We start from the raw sequence: 18,687 nt of genomic DNA on the forward strand, positions 1-18,687 counted from the left end.
GACGCCGGCGGCGGTCAGCCGCGGCCGAGCATCTTCTGAAGCTCGGCGAGGTCGGCCTCGCTCGGCGCCTTCGCTCCGCCCAGGCCGAAGCCCGAACCTGTGGCGGGGGCGGATGCCGCGATGCCGGCGTTCTCGGCGGCGCGCTTGGCGGGGTTGCCGGAGCGCGATCCCTTCGCCTTCTGCTGCTTGCCGCGCTTGCTCGATGCACCGGGCTTGCCGCCGACGGGACCCATGCCGGGGATGTTGGGCACTCCCCCGCGCGCGACGGTCTTCATCATCTTGGCGGCCTGGTCGAAGCGCTGCACGAGCTGGTTGACGTCGGTGACGGTCATGCCCGAACCGCGCGCGATGCGCAGGCGGCGCGAGCCGTTGAGGATCTTGGGGTTGCGACGCTCGGCCAGCGTCATCGAGCGGATGATGGCCTCGGTGCGGTCGATCTCGCGCTCGTCGAAGTCCTCGAGCTGCTGCTTCATGTTCCCCATGCCCGGGAGCATCCCGAGCATCTTCTTCATGGAGCCCATCTTCTTCATCTGCTGCATCTGCTCGAGGAAGTCCTCGAGCGTGAAGGTCTCCGTCGCGAGCTTCTCGGCGACCTTCATCGCCTCGGCTTCGTCGAAGGCCTGCTGCGCCTGCTCGATGAGGGTGAGGATGTCACCGAGGTCGAGGATGCGGGATGCCATGCGGTCGGGGTGGAACGGCTCGACGTCGTCGAGTCCCTCACCGGTCGACGCGAAGATGATGGGGCGACCGGTGACCGAGGCGACCGACAGCGCGGCGCCACCGCGGGCGTCGCCGTCGAGCTTCGACAGCACGACACCGGTGAAGTCGACGCCGTCCTGGAACGCCTTCGCCGTGTTGACGGCATCCTGGCCGATCATGGCGTCGATGACGAAGAGCACCTCGTCGGGCTGGGTCGCCTTGCGGATGTCGGCGGCCTGCTTCATCAGCTCGGCGTCGACGCCGAGGCGACCGGCGGTGTCGATGATGACGATGTCGTGCTGCTGACGCGTGGCGTACGCGACACCGTCGCGGGCGACCTTCACGGGGTCGCCGACGCCGTTGCCCGGCTCGGGCGCGTAGATCGCGGCCCCGGCGCGCTCGGCGACGACCTGGAGCTGGTTGACGGCGTTGGGGCGCTGCAGGTCGCACGCGACGAGGAGCGGGGTGTGGCCGTCCTTCTCGAGCATCTTCGCGAGCTTGCCGGCGAAGGTGGTCTTTCCCGAGCCCTGGAGGCCGGCGAGCATGATGACCGTCGGCGGGTTCTTGGCGAACTGCAGGCGGCGCTGCTGCCCGCCGAGGATGCCGATGAGCTCGTCGTTGACGATCTGCACGACCTGCTGCGCCGGGTTCAGCGCGCGGTTGACCTCGTCGCCGAGCGCGCGTTCGCGGACGGCGGCGGTGAACTCCTTGACGACGGGCAGGGCCACGTCGGCGTCGAGGAGGGCACGACGGATCTCGCGCACCGTCCCGTCGACGTCGGCGGGCGTGAGCTGGCCCTTCTTCCGGAGGTTGCGGAAGGTCTCTGTGAGCCGGTCGGAGAGGGTGCCGAAAGTCGCCATGATGAGTCGAGTTTACGCGGGCCGGGGCGCATTCGCCGCCCTCACCGGGGACGGGCCCGGTGGCGCGACCTCAGCGATCTGCGCGAACTCAGCCCGAAGCCGCCCGCTGTCACGGAGGTTGCGCGAATCGCGGAGGTCGTGTCCCCGCGGCGCGCGAGTGCGTTGCGTCAGGACTCCAGCAAGCTGCACGAGCTCAGCACGAGAGAGGCCCGACGCGACGGAGGGCGGCCGGATCGCTGAGGTCACGCGTCGACCGCGGTCTCCCGAATCGCGGATGCCGCGGCGCCGGCCCCCGTTCACGTCAGGGCGATCGCGGTTTCGAGCAGCTCGACGAGCGGGCGCCCCGATGCCGTGCGGTCCGCCCACGCCCAGACGGCGGCCAGGACGGCAGCCGAGAGCGCACCCCCGCGCACCTGAGCGGCGAGCTCCGGCATCCCGTCGTGCGCGAGCCGCGAGGCGATCTCGCGCTGCAGCCGGAACTGCCGCACGGCGCGGTCACGGTCGAGTTCGACGGCGATGCCCATCGCGTCCGCGTGGGTGATCGCGAGGGCCAACGCGTCGGGGGCGAGGCCCCGGCCGATCGCCGTCAGCGCGTCGGCGACCGGTATCCCCTCGCGCAGGAGCGTGATCCCGGCATCCGCCTGCTGGTCGAAACCCGACCACAGCACGTCGCTCTTGGCGGAGAAGTAGTTGAAGAAGCTCGACCGGCTCACTCCGGCGCGTCGGGTGATGTCCGACACGCTGGTGGCGTCGTAGCCCTGCTCGAGGAACAGCTCGGTGGCGGCTTCCGACAGCACCTCGCGCGAGGAGGCGCGCGGGCGGCCGCTGCGAGGCTCGGAGGTCACGCCCTCAGCCTAGATCGCACGGCCCCATGTATTCTTGGACGCAATCCAACAAGGCGGGAGCTGTCGATGATCGACATCCAGCACGCGGGCCTCGCCCCGCACTACGTGCCCTACCTCGACGGCTGGGCCCACCAGCGCCGCGTGCACGCCGACGTCGTGGCGCGCGAGCGCGGCGACACCCTGCTTCTGCTGGAGCACGAGGCCGTCTACACGGCCGGCAAGCGCACCGAGGCGCACGAGCGGCCCGATGACGGCACACCCGTGATCGACGTCGATCGCGGCGGCAAGATCACCTGGCACGGTCCGGGACAGCTGGTCGGTTATCCGATCGTGCGCCTTCCCGAGCCCATCGACGTGGTGGCCCACGTGCGGCGCCTGGAGGGCCTGCTCATCGACGCCCTGTCGGCGCACGGCGTCGACGGCTTCCGCGTCGAGGGCCGCAGCGGAGTCTGGGTCCGACGCCCCCTCGGCGTCGACAAGGTCGCGGCAATCGGAGTCCGCGTCGAAAAAGGAGTGACCATGCACGGCTTCGCCGTCAACTGCGACAACACCCTCGCGGGGTTCCGCCACATCGTGCCGTGCGGCATCTCGGATGCCGGGGTGACCACCGTCAGCGAGATCGTCGGCGCCGACGTCACCCCCCGCGACATCGTCGGGTCGATCGAGCGCGTGTTCCGCGCCGAGTACGCGGCGGTCGCCGCGTGAGCGCCTGCGGCACGGGCCCCGCGGCATCCACCGCCCCCAACGGGCGCAAGCTGCTGCGCCTCGAGGTGCGCAATGCCGAGACCCCCATCGAGCGCAAGCCCGAGTGGATCAAGACGAAGGCGCGCATGGGGCCGGAGTACACCGCCCTGCAGAACCTGGTGAAGACCGAGGAGCTGCACACGGTCTGCCAGGAGGCCGGCTGCCCGAACATCTTCGAGTGCTGGGAGGACCGCGAGGCGACCTTCCTCATCGGCGGGTCGCAGTGCACGCGCCGGTGCGACTTCTGCCAGATCGACACCGGCAAGCCCGCCGACTACGACCGCGACGAGCCCCGGCGCGTCGCGGAGAGCGTCACCCGGATGCAGCTGCGCTACGCCACGGTCACGGGTGTCGCGCGCGACGACCTGCCCGACGAGGGCGCGTGGCTGCACGCCGAGACCGTGCGGCGAATTCACGCCGAGAACCCCGGCACCGGCGTGGAGATCCTCGCCACCGACTTCTCCGGCAACCCCGCGCACCTCGACGAGGTCTTCTCGTCGCGCCCCGAGGTCTTCGCCCACAACGTCGAGACGGTTCCGCGCATCTTCAAGCGCATCCGACCGGCGTTCCGCTACGAGCGCTCGCTCGGCGTGCTGAGCGCGGCCCGCGACGCCGGCCTCATCACGAAGTCGAACCTCATCCTCGGGATGGGCGAGGAGCCCGAGGAGGTCGTGCAGGCGCTGCGCGATCTGCACGACGCGGGCACCGACATCATCACGATCACGCAGTACCTGCGGCCCACCCCGCGGCACCTCCCCGTGCAGCGCTGGGTCAAGCCCGCCGAGTTCGTCGAGTTCAAAGAAGAGGCGGAGCGCATCGGCTTCCTCGGGGTGCTCGCGGGTCCGCTGGTGCGCTCGTCGTACCGCGCGGGTCGCCTGTGGGCGCAGTCGATGATGTCGAAGGGCCGCGAGATCCCGCCGCACCTGGCGCACCTCGCGAAGGACATCGCCGCCGCCGACGCCGGTTTCGCTCAGGCGGTCTGACCGACGGATGCCGTGGGGTCCGCTGACGACGGGCCTCGCGGCATCCGGGAACCGACAAGACGAACGCCGGCATCGCGGGGACGAACCGCCCGACTCACTCGGCGCTGGTGACCGACTGCACCCGCCCGTCCGAGGCGAGGTTGACCAGCAGCACGTCGTCGGTCGCGTCGGGGTCGAGCGCGTACTCGAGCACCGCGAACGGGTCGGCGCCCCCGTGCTCGTCGGCGAGGATGGTCATGCTCATCAGCTGCAGCGCCTTGATGACGTCGATGTGGGTGTCACCCGAGGCGTCGATGAGCAGGTCGTCGAGCTCTTCGCCCAGGGTCGCCTGCTGCTGCAGGATGTACTCGGTCACCTCGCTCGTGCGCGAGTCGAGCTCGTTGACCATCGCATTGCGCGCGGCCAGATCGATCGCCTCGAGCGAGGAGATGAGGGATGCCGCCACGTCGAGCGCCTCGACCGAGACGTCGTCCTGGTCGGGTGCGGTCAGGTCGACGGTGACGCTCTGGTCGCCGAACTCGACGTTCTCGCTCCAGAAGATCGACCCGTCGGGGCCCGACTCGAGGAGTCCGAAGAAATCGTGCTCGATCGCCATGAGTCCCATGTAAGCATCACCCGCGGCCTTCGGGAAGAAGACCCGCCACGGGCCTGCGGTGCGCTATGCGCTCAGTCCACCAGCGACGCGGCGAAGACGTGCGGGGTGAATCCGGTGAGATCGCCGATGCCCTCGCCCTGCCCCAGCAGCTTCACCGGGATGCCGGTGCGCTCCTGCACCGCCAGCACGAAGCCGCCCTTGGCCGAGCCGTCGAGCTTGGTCAGCACGAGGCCGGTGACCCCCGCACTGTCGAGGAAGGCCTGCGCCTGCATCAGCCCGTTCTGGCCGGTCGTGGCGTCGAGGACGAGCAGCACCTCGCTGATCGGCGCCTGCTTCTCGACCACGCGCTTGATCTTGCCGAGCTCGTCCATCAGGCCGCCCTTGGTGTGCAGGCGGCCGGCGGTGTCGATCAGCACGATCTCCGTCGCGGTCTCCTTCGCGTGCGCGACGGTCTGGAACGCGACGGATGCCGGGTCCTGGCCCTCGTGCTGCGGACGGACGATCGTCGCTCCCCCGCGTTCGGCCCAGGTCGCCAGCTGGTCGACCGCGGCGGCGCGGAAGGTGTCGGCGGCGCCCACGACGACGGACCGGCCGTAGCGCTGCAGGAACTTCGCGAACTTGCCGATCGTCGTGGTCTTCCCGACGCCGTTCACGCCCACGACGAGGACGACGGCGGGACGCTCGGTGAGGCGCAGGGTCGTGTCGAACTTCGCGAAGTGCTCCTCAAGCGTCTCGCGCAGCATGCGCTGGAGGTCGCGCGGGTCGGTGGTGCGGTAGCGCTCGACCTTCTCGCGCAACTCGTCGATCAGACGCTCGGTGACGTCGGGGCCGAAGTCGGCCGTGAGCAGGGCGGTCTCGAGGTCGTCCCAGGTCGTCTCGTCGATGGTGGGTTTGACGAACAACCCGCGCAGCGCGCGGCCCAGCGACCAGGAGTTCTCAGCCATTGCTTCAGCTTACGGGGGCGGCCTCGCCCCGGGCGGCGGCGCGGTCGCCGACCCGCTGCCCGACGACGGCGGACACGCCGTCCTGTCGCATCGAGACGCCGTAGAGGGCGTCGGCGATCTCCATCGTGCGCTTCTGGTGCGTGATCACGATGAGCTGGCTGCTCGCGCGGAGTTTCTCGAAGACGCCGAGCAGGCGGCCGAGGTTCGCGTCGTCGAGCGCCGCCTCGACCTCGTCGAGGATGTAGAACGGGCTCGGGCGCGCCGTGAAGATCGAGGTGAGGAACGCCACCGCGGCCAGCGACCGCTCTCCGCCCGAGAGCAGCGAGAGGCGCTCGATCTTCTTGCCGACGGGTCGCACGGCGACCTCGATCCCCGTCGTCAGCGGGGAGTCCGGTTCGGTCAGCGAGATGCTGCCCGACCCGCCGGGGAAGAGGATCGGGAAGATCTCGGTGAAGGCCGCGCGGGTGTCCTCGAAGGCGGCGACGAAGATCGTCTGCATCCTCTCGTCGAGGTCGGCGATGATCGTCTGCAGGTCGGCGCGGGTCTGCTGGAGGTCGGAGAGCTGTTCCCTCAAGAAGGCGTGGCGCTGCTCGAGGGCGGCGAACTCCTCGAGGGCGAGCGGGTTCACCCGGCCGAGCCGGCCGAGTTTGCGCTCCGCCTCTTGCAGGCGGCGCTTCTGTCCGGGGCGGTCGAAGGCGACCGGATCCGCGCCCTCCTCTCCCGGAATCAACTGATCGGGGCCGTATTCCGAAACGAGAATGTCTTCATCGAGCGCGAGTTCCGAGCGCACGCGATCCAGCAGGCTCGTGACGTGCAGCTTCTTCTCGTGCATCTGCAGCTCGAGCCCGTGGACGCTCTCCGTGAGCCGCGCAAGCCGCTCGCGCACGGCGGCTTCCTCGCTGCGCGCACGCGTGAGCTCCTCGGTCACGGCGGCGCGGGCGGTCTCGGCGGCCGCGAGCTCGACGCGCGCCTGACTGACGGAGCGGTCCACGGAGTCGAGCAGGGCCGGCAGCGCTCCGGCGACCTCCGCGGCGATCTCGCGTTGCGCGCGGCGGATGACGGCGCGCCGCGCCGCCTCCTCGGCGGCCGCGCGTTCGCGCACCCGCTGCTGCTCGAGCTGCACGATGCGCGCCTCGCCGGCGCGGACCCGCTCCTTGAGCGTCTCGATGTCCAGGCGCGCGCGCATCTCGGTCTCGCGCGCGGCCTCGACCTCCGCGGCGAGCGGCTCCCGCGCCGAGGCGTCGAGCAGGGGTCGGGGCGCCTCCAGTGCGCGGGTCAGGGCCTCGTCGGCCCGCCGCGCGGCGGCCTCCGCCTCGGTCACGGCCGTCTCCGCCTGGGCGACACCGGCCGCGAGGCGCTCGCACTCCGCGACCGCGGCCTCGTGGCGGACGGTCACCCGGTTGACCTTCTCGGCGTGGCTCGCCAGGGCGGCGTCGTGAGCGCGGAGGGTCGACAGGGTCTCTTTGGTGCGTTGACGCGCATCCGACAGCGTACGCTGCGCGTCGCCGAGGGCTTCCCGCAGCGAGTCGGCGACGACGATGATCTCGGCCAGCCGCTCGGCGGCGGCGTCGCGTTCGGCGGCGAGCTCGAGTCGCGACCGCCCCGAGTCGGACCCGGCGCGCAGCGTGTGGGCGGTGAGCACCTCGCCGGCGCGCGTGACCACGGTGACGTCCGCGGCGAGGCGGTCGCGCAGCGCGGCGGCGGCGTCGAGATCGTCGACGATGACGGTCCGACTCAGGATGCCGACCACCCCGGGCGACGCGGTGATCACCTCGACCGCGGGGGTCGCGTCCAGCTCCGGCGGGTGCGCGTCCGACGAGACGCCCGCGATCGCGATCTCGACGCGTCCGAGGTCGGAGGTCGCGGCCGTGCGCGCGGCGGCGATCGCGTCGTCGGGGGCGTCGACGAGCAGCCCCTCCGCGAGGGAGCCGAGGGCCGCAGCGATCGCGGTCTCGTATCCCGCGGTCACCTTGACGTCGTCGGCGACGAGGCCGCGCACGCCCGGCGCACCCGCGGCGACGAGGTCGGCGGCGGCGTTGCGCACGTCGAGGGCGCGGCCGAGGACCGTGGTCTGGGCCGACAGCGCGTCGCGCTCGCGTTCGGCGGCGTGCAAGCGCTCGCGAAGTCCGGCCACCGAGGTCTCCACCTCGTTCGCGTCGCGCTGCGCCCGCTCGTACGCCGCCGCGTGCTCGGCCGTCGACGCCTCGGGGACCACGTCGGGGTCGAGCTCGGCCCGGGCCTGCTCCGCCTCCGCGCGCCGGACGAGCGCGGCGTCCAGTGCACGCTGCTGACGGTCGAGACCGCCCTGCACGGCCGCGAGGGCCGAGTTCGCGGCCGCGGCCGTGCCGCGCAACGACTGAATCTTCAGATCGTGCTCCGACACGAGGGCGCTCTGGGCGGCGATGTCGACGTCGAGGGCGTCGAGATCGGCCCGGGCGCGCGCGACGGCACGACTCGCGTCGGCGGCGGCGTCCTGCGCGTCGCCGAGACCGGCCGCGATGTCGTCGATCTCGGCGCGCACGTCGTCGATGGTGCGCTGCGAGACGGTCGGGGCGAAGCCGGACCCCGCTCCGTCGTCGTCGTCGGCGAGAAGGGTCAGTCGTTGCCCCGCGAGCGTGTAGAGCCCGCGGAGGCGTTCCTGCACCTGCTCGAGGGCGAAGGCGACGCTGCGCGCGCCGTCGACGGCCTCGGAGCGCTGGTCGTTCTCGAGACGCTCGACCCGCTGACGCAGACCGTCGGACTGCTCTTGCAGCCCCAGTCGCTCGGTGTGGCGCTCGCTCTCGGCGCGCGCCGCGTCGGCCAGCTGGGTCCGAAGCCGCACGAGGTCGTCGGCGTAGAGGCGCGCCTTCGCGTCGCGCACCACGGCAGCGATCGTCGCCGCCTCGCGCGCGATCTCGGCCTGTTTGCCGAGGGGTTTGAGTTGGCGGCGCAGCTCTCCCGCCAGATCGCTCAGGCGCGTGAGGTTCGTCTCCATCGCCTCGAGCTTTCGCGCGGTCTTCTCTTTGCGCCGACGGTGCTTGAGGATGCCGGCGGCCTCCTCGATGAAGCCGCGTCGGTCTTCTGCGGTCGCCTGCAGGACGGTGTCGAGGCGCCCCTGGCCGATGATGACGTGCATCTCGCGGCCCAGGCCGGAGTCGCTGAGGAGTTCCTGCACGTCGAGCAGGCGGCAGGTCTGGCCGTTGATCGCGTACTCGCTCGCGCCGGTGCGGAACAGCGTGCGGCTGATCGTCACCTCGCTGTAGTCGATCGGAAGAGCGCCGTCGGCGTTGTCGATCGTCAGCTGCACTTCGGCGCGGCCGAGGGGGCCGCGCGTCGAGGTGCCGGCGAAGATGACGTCCTCCATCTTTCCGCCGCGGAGGGTCTTCGCGCCCTGCTCCCCCATCACCCAGGCGAGCGCGTCGACGACGTTGGATTTGCCCGAGCCGTTGGGGCCCACGATGCAGGTGACGCCGGGTTCGAGCGCGAAGGTCGTGGCCTGCGCGAACGACTTGAAGCCCTTGAGCGTGACGCTCTTGAGATGCACGTCACCCTCCCTCGATCGGCCCGGGGCTCCACGCTATCCGAACAGCCCCGGAATTCCGCGGAACCGGGCCGATCCGACCGCGCAGACGCGCCCGACAGACCGTCATTTCTGGAAGACAGCTTGACATTCGCTGAACGCGTTCGCTAGCGTCGGGGGTCGCAACCGACGTCGAAAGGAGGTTCCTTCCATGATTCGCAACACGACCGGCTTCACCGCCCACGGCTACGCCGCCGTCCCCGTGCTCTCCGCACCCGTCTCCGAAGTGACCTCCGCCGTCGGCATGCCCTCCCGTCTCGGGTAATCCCGTCGCGTCGAGACGCCCTGGCGTCTCCGCTTCCCGCGAGCCCTCTGCTCGCCCGGACCGTTCACGGTCCCGCCACGCGCCCGTCCGGCGCGTCGCTTCCTCGTCTTCTTCTCACGGAGCCTCCGCATGAACGCGTTGTTCGCGCGCGCGCCGCAGCACACCTCGGCCGCGCCCACCACCCCCACACCGACACCGACCTCGGTCACCTTCGACACGACCGCCTACCGCCCGCTGGGTTTGTTCGACCGGCTGTCCCTGCGTCTCGGCCTCTGGCTGCTGACCCGGCACGCCGATCGCGCTCGCGCCCTCGACCACCAGGCGGTCAGCGCGTATCGCGCGCAGAAGATCCAGGCCGAGCGCGACAAGCGCGAGCGGGCCTGGCAGAGCGCCGCGGCCTTCAGCCGCCCGCCGTTCTGAGAGGTGGGGTCGACCGTCCGCGACGTCGACCCCACCGCCATCCCCTCCGACACGAAAGCATTCTCATGACCTCCCTCCCCGCCGGCCTCGAGCTGCGCCCCCTCCACATCCCCTCGTCGCTCGACGCGCCCGATGCCGCGGACTTCCGCGAGATGGTGCGTCTGCGCAACCTCGTCTACGCCGAGATCTCGGGCCACGAGGACTCCTCGATGCCGGCCGACGAACTGCTCCCGCTGTACCAACCGAAACCCGAGATGAAGCGGTTCTCGTGGATCGTCGTGTTCCACGGCGACGTCGTGGGGCGCGTCGGCCTCGACCTCCCCCAGGAGGACGGGGCGCGCACCGGCTTTTGGCTCGTCGAACTCCGGCGCTCCGCGTGGGGCCACGGCATCGGCCGGGCCGCGTTCGCCGAGATCGAGCGCGTCGCCCGCGCCGAGGGACGCACGGTCCTGCAGGCCTGGGCGGAGCATCCCGCCGCCGACGGACCGCGACTCGCGGCCCCCACGGGGTTCGGCTCGATCCCCGAGGATCACGCCGCGCGCTTCCTCACGGCATCCGGGTGCACGCTCGAACAGATCGTGCGGGTGAGCCGGCTCGAGCTCGACGGATCGCGTCCGCACCTCGAGGCGCTGCTGGCCGAGGCCGAGACCGCCGCAGCCGGCTACCGCGTGGTGCAGTGGACGCTGCCGACCCCCGACGAGTTCGTCGAGTCGTTCGCGTGGATGAAGTCGCGCATGGTCACCGACGCGCCGTCGGCCGATCTGGAGTTCGATGAGGAGGTGTGGGATGCCGCGCGCGTGCGCCGCTACGAAGCGGGATACACCGACGCGGGACGCCACATGATCGTCACCGCGGCCCAGCACGTCGACAGCGGCGAGCTCGCGGCCTTCAACGAACTGGTCATCGGCAAGGACCGCACCGCCGCAACGAGCCAGGAGGACACCCTCGTCGTCGCCGCTCACCGCGGTCATCGGCTCGGCCTGCTCGTCAAGTGCGCGGGTCTGCTCGCGTGGCACGACGTCGCCCCGGAGTCTCCGCGCGTGATGACGTACAACGCCGAGGAGAACCGCCCGATGCTCTCGATCAACGAACGCATCGGCTTCGCGCCGATCTCGTACGAGGGCGTCTGGAAGAAGGTGCTCGACTGATCGCGTGAGTCGCCGGCATCCGTCGCCGCAGGACTGCCCGGGGCGACGGATGCCGGCGGCTTCCGCGTGCGGAGCGCGTCAGCGCCGACGCTGGCAGTGCGGGCAGAAGTGGCTCGAGCGGTTCATGAACGACACGCGCACGATCGGTCGACCGCACCGCGGGCACGGTTGACCGGTGCGCCCATAGGCGTTGAGCGAGTGGGCGAAGTACCCCGCCTGCCCGTTGACGTTGACGTACTGCGCGTCGAAACTCGTCCCACCCTCGGCCAGCGCCTTCTCGAGCACCGCCTGCACTTCGGCGAGCAAGCGGTTCACGGCCCGGGTCGGCAGCGCCGAACCCGGGGTCTCGGGGTGGATGCGGGCCGCCCACAGCGACTCGTCGGCGTAGATGTTGCCGATGCCGCTGGCGACGGTCTGATCCAGCAGCACGCGCTTGATGCCCGACGAGGTCCGCGCCACGCGCGCCCGGAAACGCCCCGCGTCGAAGGCGGGATCCAGCGGATCGCGCGCGATGTGGGCCACCTGGGTGGGGACGCGGGCGAGCGCGGAACCCCTCCCGCCGGCGGCACCGTCGGGCGTGTCGACCAGATCGTCGACCGCGAGGGAGCCGAAGGTGCGCTGATCGGCGAAGACCACCGAGAGGTCGCCGTGCTCGGGGTGCGCGATCTCGAGGCGGATGCGCTCGTGCCGCTCCTCGGGAGAGCCCGGCGCCCGCAGCAGCATCTGCCCGCTCATTCCGAGGTGCGTGACGACCGCCTCGTCGTCGGACACCGGCATCCACAGGAACTTGCCGCGCCGGACGGCCGCCGCGATGCGCCGACCGGTGAGGTGCGCCTCGAAGTGCGCCGCTCCCCCGGCGTGCCGGGTGAGGGCGCGCTCGTCGCGCACGTCGACAGAGACGATCGTCGCGCCGCGCACGGCGGGCTCGAGGCCCGCTCGCACGACCTCAACCTCGGGGAGCTCAGGCACGCGCGTCGAGCTCGCGCCACGCGGTGAGGGCGGCGGCCATCTCGGCCTGCTTCTTGCTCGTGCCCTCGCCCGTCGTCGCGACATCGCCCACGGTCACCGTCGCCGTGAAGCGTCGATCGTGATCGGGGCCGGTGGCGTCCACGGCGTACACGGGGGCCGGCAGACCGAGTCGCGCCGCGATCTCCTGCAGGCTCGTCTTCGGGTCCATCGCCGCGCCGTAGCGTTCGGGGTCGGCGAGGAGCGGCTCGACGAGACGCAGCACCATCGCCGTCGCGGCGTCGGGACCCGCCGACAGGAACGTCGCCCCGATGAGCGCCTCCATCGTGTCGGCGAGGATCGAGTCCTTGTCGCTGCCGCCGGTGAGCACTTCGCCGCGTCCGAGCCGCACGTGCGGCCCGAGGCCGATCGTGCGGGCAACCTCGGCCAGGGCGACGGTGGAGACGACGCTGGCACGCCGCTTGGCGAGGCTTCCCTCGTCGAGGTCGGGATGCCGCGTGAACAGACGCACCGTCACCGCCTGGCCGAGCACGGAGTCACCGAGGAACTCGAGGCGCTCGTTGTGCGCGATGCCGCCGTTCTCGTAGGCGAAGGAGCGGTGCGTCAGGGCAAGAGAAAGAAGCTCGGGGTCGATGTCGACCCCGAGCTTCTCGGTGAGCGCTGAGCGCTCGACGTTGTTACGCGTCACGGATCACCGATCAGACGTCGGCGACCTTGCGGCCCTTGTACTCGAGGAAGAGCTCGGTACCCTGCGAGTCGGTGACGACCTTCGCCTGGTGGGGGCGGCTGTAGACGACCTTGCCGTTCTCGATGGTCTTGACCAGGGCGGGGGCTTCAGCCTTCCACTGGGCGCGACGCGAACGGGTGTTGGAGCGGGAGACCTTCCGCTTCGGGGGGTTACCTGCCATGTCTAGCTCTTCTCTGTCTTGGGGGCGGCGCGGAGCGCATCGCCGTGGTCTGAGGTGTACTGCTGGAGCGCAGCCCATCGAGAATCGACGGGCGACTGCTCCGGTTCGCCGGGGCTTTCCGTCAGCCTCTCGCCCGTGTTCGGGTCGAGCCCGGGGCAATCCGGCTGACACACCGGCTGGAACGGAAGCGACAGGACAATGGCATCCCGGACCAGATTTTCAAGATCCACGTGGTCGTCTTGAACGTCGAAGTCACTCGCTTCTCCCCCAGGATACGCGAAAAGTTCCTGGAACTCGACTTCGACAGGCTCGGTGATGTCGATGAGGCAGCGCCCGCACACCCCGGCGGCGGTGGTGTCGACGGTGCCCGAGACGAGGATGCCCTCGTGCACGGACTCCAGGCGCACCTCGAGTTCGAGCACCTCGCCCTCGGGAACGGAGACGAGACCCTCCCCCCATTTCTCGGGGGCGGGGATGTCGAGCGAGTGCTCGCGCATCTCACCCGGCTTGCGCTCGATGTCGCGCACGGGGAGCTGGAAGGGACCGGGACGGTGGGTTCTCACGGTCGACATGCTACCCGCGCGCCCCTGGACGGAGGCCGGGCGGCCGGAACGCGTCGCGCGAGCGCCGGCGTCAGCGCGCGAGGGGAAGGCTCAGAGTCCGCGCGCGCCGGTGTCGAGGAACCGCGCCACCGCGGGCGGCACGTACGGCGACACGTCTCCGCCGAGACCGGCGACCTGACGCACCAGCGAGCTGGACACCAGGGCGTGCGAGGGATCGGGCAGCAGGAACACCGTCTCGACGTGGGCGAGGTCGCGGTTGACGATCGCCATCGGGGTCTCGTACGCCACGTCGACCTGCGAGCGGATGCCCTTCACGAGCACCTTCGCGCCGACATCGGTCGCGTAATCGACGAGCAGGCCCATGCTCCACGCCGCGACGATCACATCGCCCTCGACGCCGGCCTCCTGGATCGACTGCTCGAGCAGGCTCTGACGCTGGGCGATGGGCAGCATCGCCTCTTTGCCGGGGTTGTGCACCACCAGCACGTGGAGCTGGTCGAACAGACCGGCCGCGCGCCGGATGACGTCGAGGTGTCCAAGGGTGGGCGGGTCGAACGAGCCGGGGACGACGGCGATCCGGGGGTCCATGCCGCCAGCCTATCGAGCGGCCGTCACGCCGAGGCGGAAGGCTCAGGACTTCGCCAGCGCGGCCCGCTCCTCGACGCCGACCCGGCGTTCGAGGGCGGCGGCGAGACCCGGATGCCGCTGGAGGGCCGGATCGTCGGCGAGCACGCGCTCGCCCTCGGCCCGCGCCTCGGTGATGAGGGCGGCGTCGGTGACGACCCGCAGCAGACGCAGCGACGACCGCGCCCCCGACTGGGCTCCCCCCAGGACGTCGCCTTCGCCGCGCAGCTCGAGGTCGACCTCGGCCAGGGCGAACCCGTCGAGGGTCGCCGCGACGGCCTCGACGCGCGAGCGCGCCGAGGTGCCCGGAGACGCCTCGGTGACGAGCAGGCACAACCCCGGCAGTCCCCCGCGACCGACGCGGCCGCGCAGCTGGTGCAACTGCGAGACGCCGAACCGGTCGGCCTCGAGGATGACCATCGTCGACGCGTTCGGCACGTCGACGCCGACCTCGATGACCGTGGTGGCGACGAGCACGTCGATGTCGCCGCGCGCGAAGGCCTGCATGACGGCATCCTTCTCGTCGGAGGCCATCTTGCCGTGCAGGATCTGCACGCGGATGTCGGCGAACGAGGGCAGCCTCGACAAGAGCGCCTCGACCTGCACGACGCCCCAACGCGTGCGGTTGCCCTCGCCGTTCGCGGCGGCGGGCGCGTCAGCGGGTTCGTCGCTCTTGCCGTCGGCGGACACCTGCTCGGCGTCGATCGCGGGGCAGACGACGAACGCCTGCCGACCCAGGGCGACCTCTTCGGCCACGCGGTCCCACACCCGTGCGAACCAGCCGGGCTTCTCGGCCAGCGGGGCGACGAACGACTGGATGCCGGCTCGCCCCGCGGGCATGGTGCGGATCGTCGAGACGTCGAGGTCGCCGAACACCGTCATCGCCACCGTGCGCGGGATCGGCGTCGCCGTGAGGACGAGCGTGTGCGGGGAGTCGCCCTTGGACCGCAGCGCCTCGCGCTGGTCGACGCCGAAGCGGTGCTGCTCGTCGACGACGACGAAGCCGAGGTCGGCGAAAGTGGTGGTGGCGCTGAGCAGCGCGTGGGTGCCGACGACGATGCGCGCCTGTCCGGACGCCACCCGCAGAGCCGCCTTGCGCCGTTCGGCCGCCGGCATCTGCCCGGTCAGCAGGGTGGGCATGAGCTCGGGTGCGAGCTGCGGACCCAGCATGCGCGCGATCGAGCGGAGGTGCTGACCGGCGAGCACCTCGGTGGGGGCGATGAGGGCGGACTGCCCGCCCGACTCGGCGACCTGCAGCATCGCGCGCAGGGCGACGAGGGTCTTGCCCGATCCCACCTCGCCCTGGACGAGCCGGTTCATCGGCCAACCGCCGACCAGATCGGCGGCGAGCTGCGCACCCACGCTCTGCTGGTCGGGGGTGAGTTCGAACGGCAGGATCGCGTCGAACCGTTCGAGCAGCCCCCCGGGCGCGGCGGGCCTCTTCGCCGCCGACAGCGCCCGCACGAACTGGCGCTGCTGGAGGAGGGCGGTCTGCAGCACGAAGGCCTCCTGCATGCGCAGGGTCTCGACCGCGGGCGGGATGTCGTCGTCGTTCTCGGGACGGTGGATGCGCTCGAGCGCCGCGCGGGCTCCCAGCAACCCCCGACGGGCGCGGAGGTCTTCGGGCAGCGGATCGTCGATCTCGCCCAGGCCGTCGAGCACGAGGGCGATCGTCTTCTGCACGAGGGTGCTGGGCACGGTGCTCGTGGCGGGATAGATCGGGATCGGCCGCTTGGCCGTGACCTCGGCCTCGGCGCGCGCCTCGGCGATGTCGTCGAAGAGTTCGTAGTCGGGGTTGGTCAGCTGCGTCTGGCGGCGGTACTCGCCCACCTTGCCCGAGAAGATGCCGCGCCGACCGGGGGTCAGGTCTTTCAGCCGCCAGGGCTGATTGAAGAACGTGAGCGACATGCGTCCGTCGCCGTCGCTGATGACGACCTCGAGCAGGGATCCGCGGCGGTTCTGCATGCGGCGTTCGCTCGCGCTGACCACCTCGGCGACGATCGTCACGGGCTCGCCCAGCGGCAGGGTCGCGATCGGCGTGAGCTCGCCGCGGCGCGCGTAGCGCCGGGGATAGTGCTCGAGGAGCTCGCCCACCGTCGTGACGCCGAAGGCTTTGTCGAACGCCGTCGCCGTCTTGCCGCCGACGGCCCCGTCGAGACGGGAGGCGAGCGAGAAACCGGGCATGGTCCGAGTCTAGGGACGACCTCCGACATGCCCGCGCCGGGCGAAACCGATTCCCCGCAGCCGGGAACCCTAGGCTGGAGCGGTGACGCGCATCATCTCGGGCCGCGCCGGCGGCACCGTCCTCGACGTCCCCCCGAAGGGCACGCGCCCCACGAGCGACCGCGTCCGCGAGTCGCTCTTCGGCGCCCTCGACGCCGCGGGCCTCGTCGACGACGCCCGCGTCGCCGACCTGTACGCCGGTTCCGGCGCGCTGGGACTCGAGAGCCTCAGCCGCGGCGCCGCCTCGGCCGATCTGGTCGAACTCGCGGCTCCCGCCGCCGCCCTCATCCGCAAGAACGCCGAGAGACTGCGCACGGCGGGCGTCTCCGCCCCCGCGCGCGTGCACCGCGCGAACGTCACGACCTACCTCGCGGCATCCGCGCAGACGTGGGACCTGGTCTTCATCGATCCGCCCTACGACGTCGGCGAGGCCGAGCTCACGGCGGTGCTCGTCGCCCTCGCGCCGCGGCTCAGCCCCGACGCCACGGTCATCGTGGAACGCGCGAAGCGCTCCCCCGCACCCGCGTGGGACGCGGCGGGTCTCGAGGCCGACCGCGACCGCGCCTACGGCGACACGACGATGTGGTGGGGACGCCCCGCGTCGTGACCGCGCCCGGGGCGACGCCCCGGCCATTCGGCCCGCCGGCTCCCGTCGGCCGTCGGAGAGGGTCCCGGTCTCAGCCGCGGCGCGCGTCCCAATCCCGATAGGGATCCCACCCGCCCGGGCCCTCCCACGCGCGGCCGTCGACCCGCACCGCGTCGGTCGCCCGCGAGACGACCGATCCGATGCGGCGGCCGAGGGGGACGGCATCCGGGGCGAAGGTGACGAGGAAACCGTGGTCCTCGCCGCCGTCGAGGGCGCGGACCGGCTCCTCGCCGAGGGTGGCGCTGTCGATCTCGATCGTGACGTCCGACGCGTCGGCCAGGCGCGTGGCATCCAGCACCAGTCCGTCGGAGAGGTCCATCATCGCGGTGGCACCGGATGCCGCGGCCTCCAGGGCCGCCGCGATCGGCGGGCGCGGGGCGAGCTGACGCGAGACGGCCCGCGCGTCGGCGGGGTCGAGGGCCGCGCGGGCCTCCGGGGTCAGCGCGAGAGGGGCCCCGTCGTCGTCGGTGAAGCGACGGAAGAGGACCTCGAGTCCCCGCGCGGCCTCACCGAGTTCGCCGATGACGTAGACCCCGTCGCCCGCGCGGGCCCCCGAACGGCGCACCGGGTCACGGCCGTCGAGGCTGCCGAGGGCGGTGACGGCGAGGGTGAGGGTGTCCGAGACCGTGAGGTCGCCGCCCTCGACCGCGCAGCCGGGGGCGAGCTCCGCGCACGCGGCCGCGAGACCGTCCGCGAGAGCCCGCACGAACGACACCGGCGTCTCATCGGGCATCGCGAGGGCGACGAGCAGGGCGACCGGCCGCGCCCCCATGGCCGCGACGTCGGCGAGGTTGACCGCGGCGGCCTTGAAGCCGAGGTCGAACGGCGCCGACCACGCCAGCCGGAAGTCCGGACCGTGCACGAGCGTGTCGGTGGTGGCGACCACGCGACCGTCGGGCATCGCGAGGACGGCGGCGTCGTCGCCCGGACCGACCGGAGCCTGCGAGGGCGGAAGGCGGTCCAGGAGGCCGCGGAGGATCTGCCCCTCGGACTGGTCTCCCACGGTGGTCTCACGGCTGGTGTCGGCGTCGGTCACCCTTCCACGCTATTAGCCTGGAGGGGTGCCCCGCTCCCGTCGTCCCCTCGCTCTGCTGACCGCTCTCGCCCTGCTCCCGGGCCTCGCGGCGTGCAGCACGACGGTCGCGATGGAGCCGGCGAAGGATGCCAACGACCCCGCGTGCGCGAACATCGTCGCTCGCCTGCCGCAGACCATCTCGGGACAGGAACGTCGGTGGACCGACGCGCAGGCGACCGGAGCGTGGGGCGACCCCGCCGCGATCCTCATGACCTGCGGCCTCGAGACCCCCGGCCCCTCGACCCTGCCCTGCCGCTCGTTCGACGGCGTGGACTGGCTGGTCGACGAGTCGCAAGCCGCGCAGAACCGCTACACCCTCACGACCTTCGGCCGGACGCCGGCGCTGCAGGTCTACCTCGACTACGAAGAGGCCAGCAGCGGCGACGTCGCGCAAGCGCTCGGCCCCCTGATCCGGTCGTATCTGCAGCCGACCGGATCGGTGTGCACCACCGCCTCCGACGCGACGGCCTCCCCCACCCCGACGCCGACGCCCTAGATGTGATGTCCGGAAAGGTTGTTGTCGATCCTGCGGATGGGCGGGGCTCCGATCGCGGAGTGGTGCCTGTGATGATTGTAGAAGTGCAACCAACCCGGCAGCGCCGCGCGGCGTTCGGCTTCTG

General features: G+C 71.5%; 18 protein-coding genes and 1 pseudogene. 6 read left to right on the forward strand and 13 right to left on the reverse strand.

Annotated elements, in window-relative coordinates; all coding sequences use genetic code 11:
- Positions 1-14: 14 nt before the first annotated feature.
- Both ffh and AB1K56_RS17670 read right to left on the reverse strand, forming a co-directional pair.
- Positions 15-1,559: a signal recognition particle protein gene (gene ffh, locus AB1K56_RS17665; RefSeq protein WP_371206723.1), complete on the reverse strand. Its 1,545-nt coding sequence runs from the start codon at positions 1,557-1,559 to the stop codon at positions 15-17.
- A gap of 296 nt (positions 1,560-1,855) precedes the next feature.
- Positions 1,856-2,404: a TetR/AcrR family transcriptional regulator gene (locus tag AB1K56_RS17670; protein ID WP_371206724.1), complete on the reverse strand. Its 549-nt coding sequence runs from the start codon at positions 2,402-2,404 to the stop codon at positions 1,856-1,858.
- A 60-nt stretch (positions 2,405-2,464) separates the two neighbouring features.
- Between AB1K56_RS17670 and lipB the strand changes: the two genes are divergently transcribed.
- On the forward strand, positions 2,465-3,109 hold the full coding sequence (gene lipB, locus AB1K56_RS17675; RefSeq protein WP_276606264.1) for a lipoyl(octanoyl) transferase LipB: 645 nt from the start codon (positions 2,465-2,467) through the stop codon (positions 3,107-3,109).
- Positions 3,106-4,131: a lipoyl synthase gene (gene lipA, locus AB1K56_RS17680; RefSeq protein WP_264630968.1), complete on the forward strand. Its 1,026-nt coding sequence runs from the start codon at positions 3,106-3,108 to the stop codon at positions 4,129-4,131. The genes lipB and lipA overlap by 4 nt, the downstream gene beginning before the upstream one ends.
- Before the next feature lie 94 nt (positions 4,132-4,225).
- Here the strand turns inward: lipA and AB1K56_RS17685 are convergent, their stop codons facing one another.
- The 3 genes from AB1K56_RS17685 to smc form a co-directional block, all read right to left on the reverse strand.
- Complete coding sequence (locus tag AB1K56_RS17685; protein ID WP_371206734.1) at positions 4,226-4,726, reverse strand: DUF2004 domain-containing protein; 501 nt, start codon at positions 4,724-4,726, stop codon at positions 4,226-4,228.
- A gap of 71 nt (positions 4,727-4,797) precedes the next feature.
- Complete coding sequence (gene ftsY / locus AB1K56_RS17690) at positions 4,798-5,670, reverse strand: signal recognition particle-docking protein FtsY (protein ID WP_136585439.1); 873 nt, start codon at positions 5,668-5,670, stop codon at positions 4,798-4,800.
- A gap of 4 nt (positions 5,671-5,674) precedes the next feature.
- A complete protein-coding gene (gene smc, locus AB1K56_RS17695) occupies positions 5,675-9,193 on the reverse strand; it encodes a chromosome segregation protein SMC (protein ID WP_371206725.1) in 3,519 nt (1,172 codons plus the stop codon).
- A 430-nt stretch (positions 9,194-9,623) separates the two neighbouring features.
- On the opposite strand from smc, the gene AB1K56_RS17700 reads away from it, so the two are divergent.
- Together AB1K56_RS17700 and AB1K56_RS17705 are read left to right on the forward strand one after the other, a co-directional pair.
- Positions 9,624-9,914, forward strand: coding sequence for a hypothetical protein (locus tag AB1K56_RS17700; RefSeq protein WP_371206726.1), 291 nt, complete (start codon positions 9,624-9,626; stop codon positions 9,912-9,914).
- A gap of 65 nt (positions 9,915-9,979) precedes the next feature.
- Entirely contained in the window at positions 9,980-11,062 is a 1,083-nt protein-coding gene (locus tag AB1K56_RS17705) for an N-acetyltransferase family protein (RefSeq protein ID WP_371206727.1), read from the forward strand.
- A 78-nt stretch (positions 11,063-11,140) separates the two neighbouring features.
- Here AB1K56_RS17705 and mutM read toward each other — a convergent pair whose 3' ends face one another.
- The 6 genes from mutM to AB1K56_RS17735 form a co-directional block, all read right to left on the reverse strand.
- Positions 11,141-12,031 carry a bifunctional DNA-formamidopyrimidine glycosylase/DNA-(apurinic or apyrimidinic site) lyase gene (gene mutM / locus AB1K56_RS17710; protein ID WP_371206728.1) on the reverse strand — a complete coding sequence of 297 codons (891 nt, stop codon included), beginning with the start codon at positions 12,029-12,031 and terminating at the stop codon, positions 11,141-11,143.
- Entirely contained in the window at positions 12,024-12,716 is a 693-nt protein-coding gene (gene rnc, locus AB1K56_RS17715; RefSeq protein ID WP_136585434.1) for a ribonuclease III, read from the reverse strand. Before rnc ends, mutM begins: the two co-directional genes overlap by 8 nt.
- 10 nt (positions 12,717-12,726) lie before the next feature.
- Entirely contained in the window at positions 12,727-12,936 is a 210-nt protein-coding gene (gene rpmF / locus AB1K56_RS17720) for a 50S ribosomal protein L32 (protein ID WP_013586329.1), read from the reverse strand.
- Between the two features lie 2 nt (positions 12,937-12,938).
- Entirely contained in the window at positions 12,939-13,433 is a 495-nt protein-coding gene (locus tag AB1K56_RS17725) for a DUF177 domain-containing protein (RefSeq protein WP_371206735.1), read from the reverse strand.
- A gap of 156 nt (positions 13,434-13,589) precedes the next feature.
- Complete coding sequence (coaD, locus tag AB1K56_RS17730) at positions 13,590-14,087, reverse strand: pantetheine-phosphate adenylyltransferase (protein ID WP_136585433.1); 498 nt, start codon at positions 14,085-14,087, stop codon at positions 13,590-13,592.
- Positions 14,088-14,129: 42 nt separating this feature from the next.
- Entirely contained in the window at positions 14,130-16,307 is a 2,178-nt protein-coding gene (locus tag AB1K56_RS17735) for an ATP-dependent DNA helicase RecG (RefSeq protein ID WP_371206729.1), read from the reverse strand.
- 82 nt (positions 16,308-16,389) lie between these two features.
- Between AB1K56_RS17735 and rsmD the strand changes: the two genes are divergently transcribed.
- On the forward strand, positions 16,390-16,953 hold the full coding sequence (gene rsmD, locus AB1K56_RS17740) for a 16S rRNA (guanine(966)-N(2))-methyltransferase RsmD (RefSeq protein ID WP_371206730.1): 564 nt from the start codon (positions 16,390-16,392) through the stop codon (positions 16,951-16,953).
- A gap of 70 nt (positions 16,954-17,023) precedes the next feature.
- Here the strand turns inward: rsmD and thiL are convergent, their stop codons facing one another.
- On the reverse strand, positions 17,024-18,028 hold the full coding sequence (thiL, locus tag AB1K56_RS17745; RefSeq protein ID WP_371206731.1) for a thiamine-phosphate kinase: 1,005 nt from the start codon (positions 18,026-18,028) through the stop codon (positions 17,024-17,026).
- Positions 18,029-18,053: 25 nt separating this feature from the next.
- Here thiL and AB1K56_RS17750 point away from each other — a divergent pair, with 25 nt between their 5' ends.
- Positions 18,054-18,563: a DUF3515 domain-containing protein gene (locus AB1K56_RS17750; protein ID WP_264630980.1), complete on the forward strand. Its 510-nt coding sequence runs from the start codon at positions 18,054-18,056 to the stop codon at positions 18,561-18,563.
- Here the strand turns inward: AB1K56_RS17750 and AB1K56_RS17755 are convergent.
- A pseudogene (locus AB1K56_RS17755) lies at positions 18,560-18,687 on the reverse strand (IS481 family transposase); the annotation flags it as partial. The gene AB1K56_RS17750 and the pseudogene AB1K56_RS17755 sit on opposite strands and share 4 nt — an antisense overlap.

The organism is Microbacterium sp. BWR-S6Y, assembly GCF_041379845.1.
GTDB classification, from domain to species: Bacteria; Actinomycetota; Actinomycetes; order Actinomycetales; family Microbacteriaceae; genus Microbacterium; species Microbacterium hydrothermale.

What these genes read in the sequence shown, in the direction of transcription:
- ffh (WP_371206723.1), bottom strand. Translation starts at nt 1,559, where the DNA reads ATGGCGACTTTCGGCACCCTCTCCGACCGGCTCACAGAGACCTTCCGC.
- AB1K56_RS17685 (WP_371206734.1), bottom strand. Translation starts at nt 4,726, where the DNA reads ATGGCGATCGAGCACGATTTCTTCGGACTCCTCGAGTCGGGCCCCGAC.
- ftsY (WP_136585439.1), bottom strand. Translation starts at nt 5,670, where the DNA reads ATGGCTGAGAACTCCTGGTCGCTGGGCCGCGCGCTGCGCGGGTTGTTC.
- AB1K56_RS17700 (WP_371206726.1), top strand. Translation starts at nt 9,624, where the DNA reads ATGAACGCGTTGTTCGCGCGCGCGCCGCAGCACACCTCGGCCGCGCCC.
- AB1K56_RS17705 (WP_371206727.1), top strand. Translation starts at nt 9,980, where the DNA reads ATGACCTCCCTCCCCGCCGGCCTCGAGCTGCGCCCCCTCCACATCCCC.
- rpmF (WP_013586329.1), bottom strand. Translation starts at nt 12,936, where the DNA reads ATGGCAGGTAACCCCCCGAAGCGGAAGGTCTCCCGCTCCAACACCCGT.
- AB1K56_RS17725 (WP_371206735.1), bottom strand. Translation starts at nt 13,433, where the DNA reads ATGCGCGAGCACTCGCTCGACATCCCCGCCCCCGAGAAATGGGGGGAG.
- coaD (WP_136585433.1), bottom strand. Translation starts at nt 14,087, where the DNA reads ATGGACCCCCGGATCGCCGTCGTCCCCGGCTCGTTCGACCCGCCCACC.
- AB1K56_RS17735 (WP_371206729.1), bottom strand. Translation starts at nt 16,307, where the DNA reads ATGCCCGGTTTCTCGCTCGCCTCCCGTCTCGACGGGGCCGTCGGCGGC.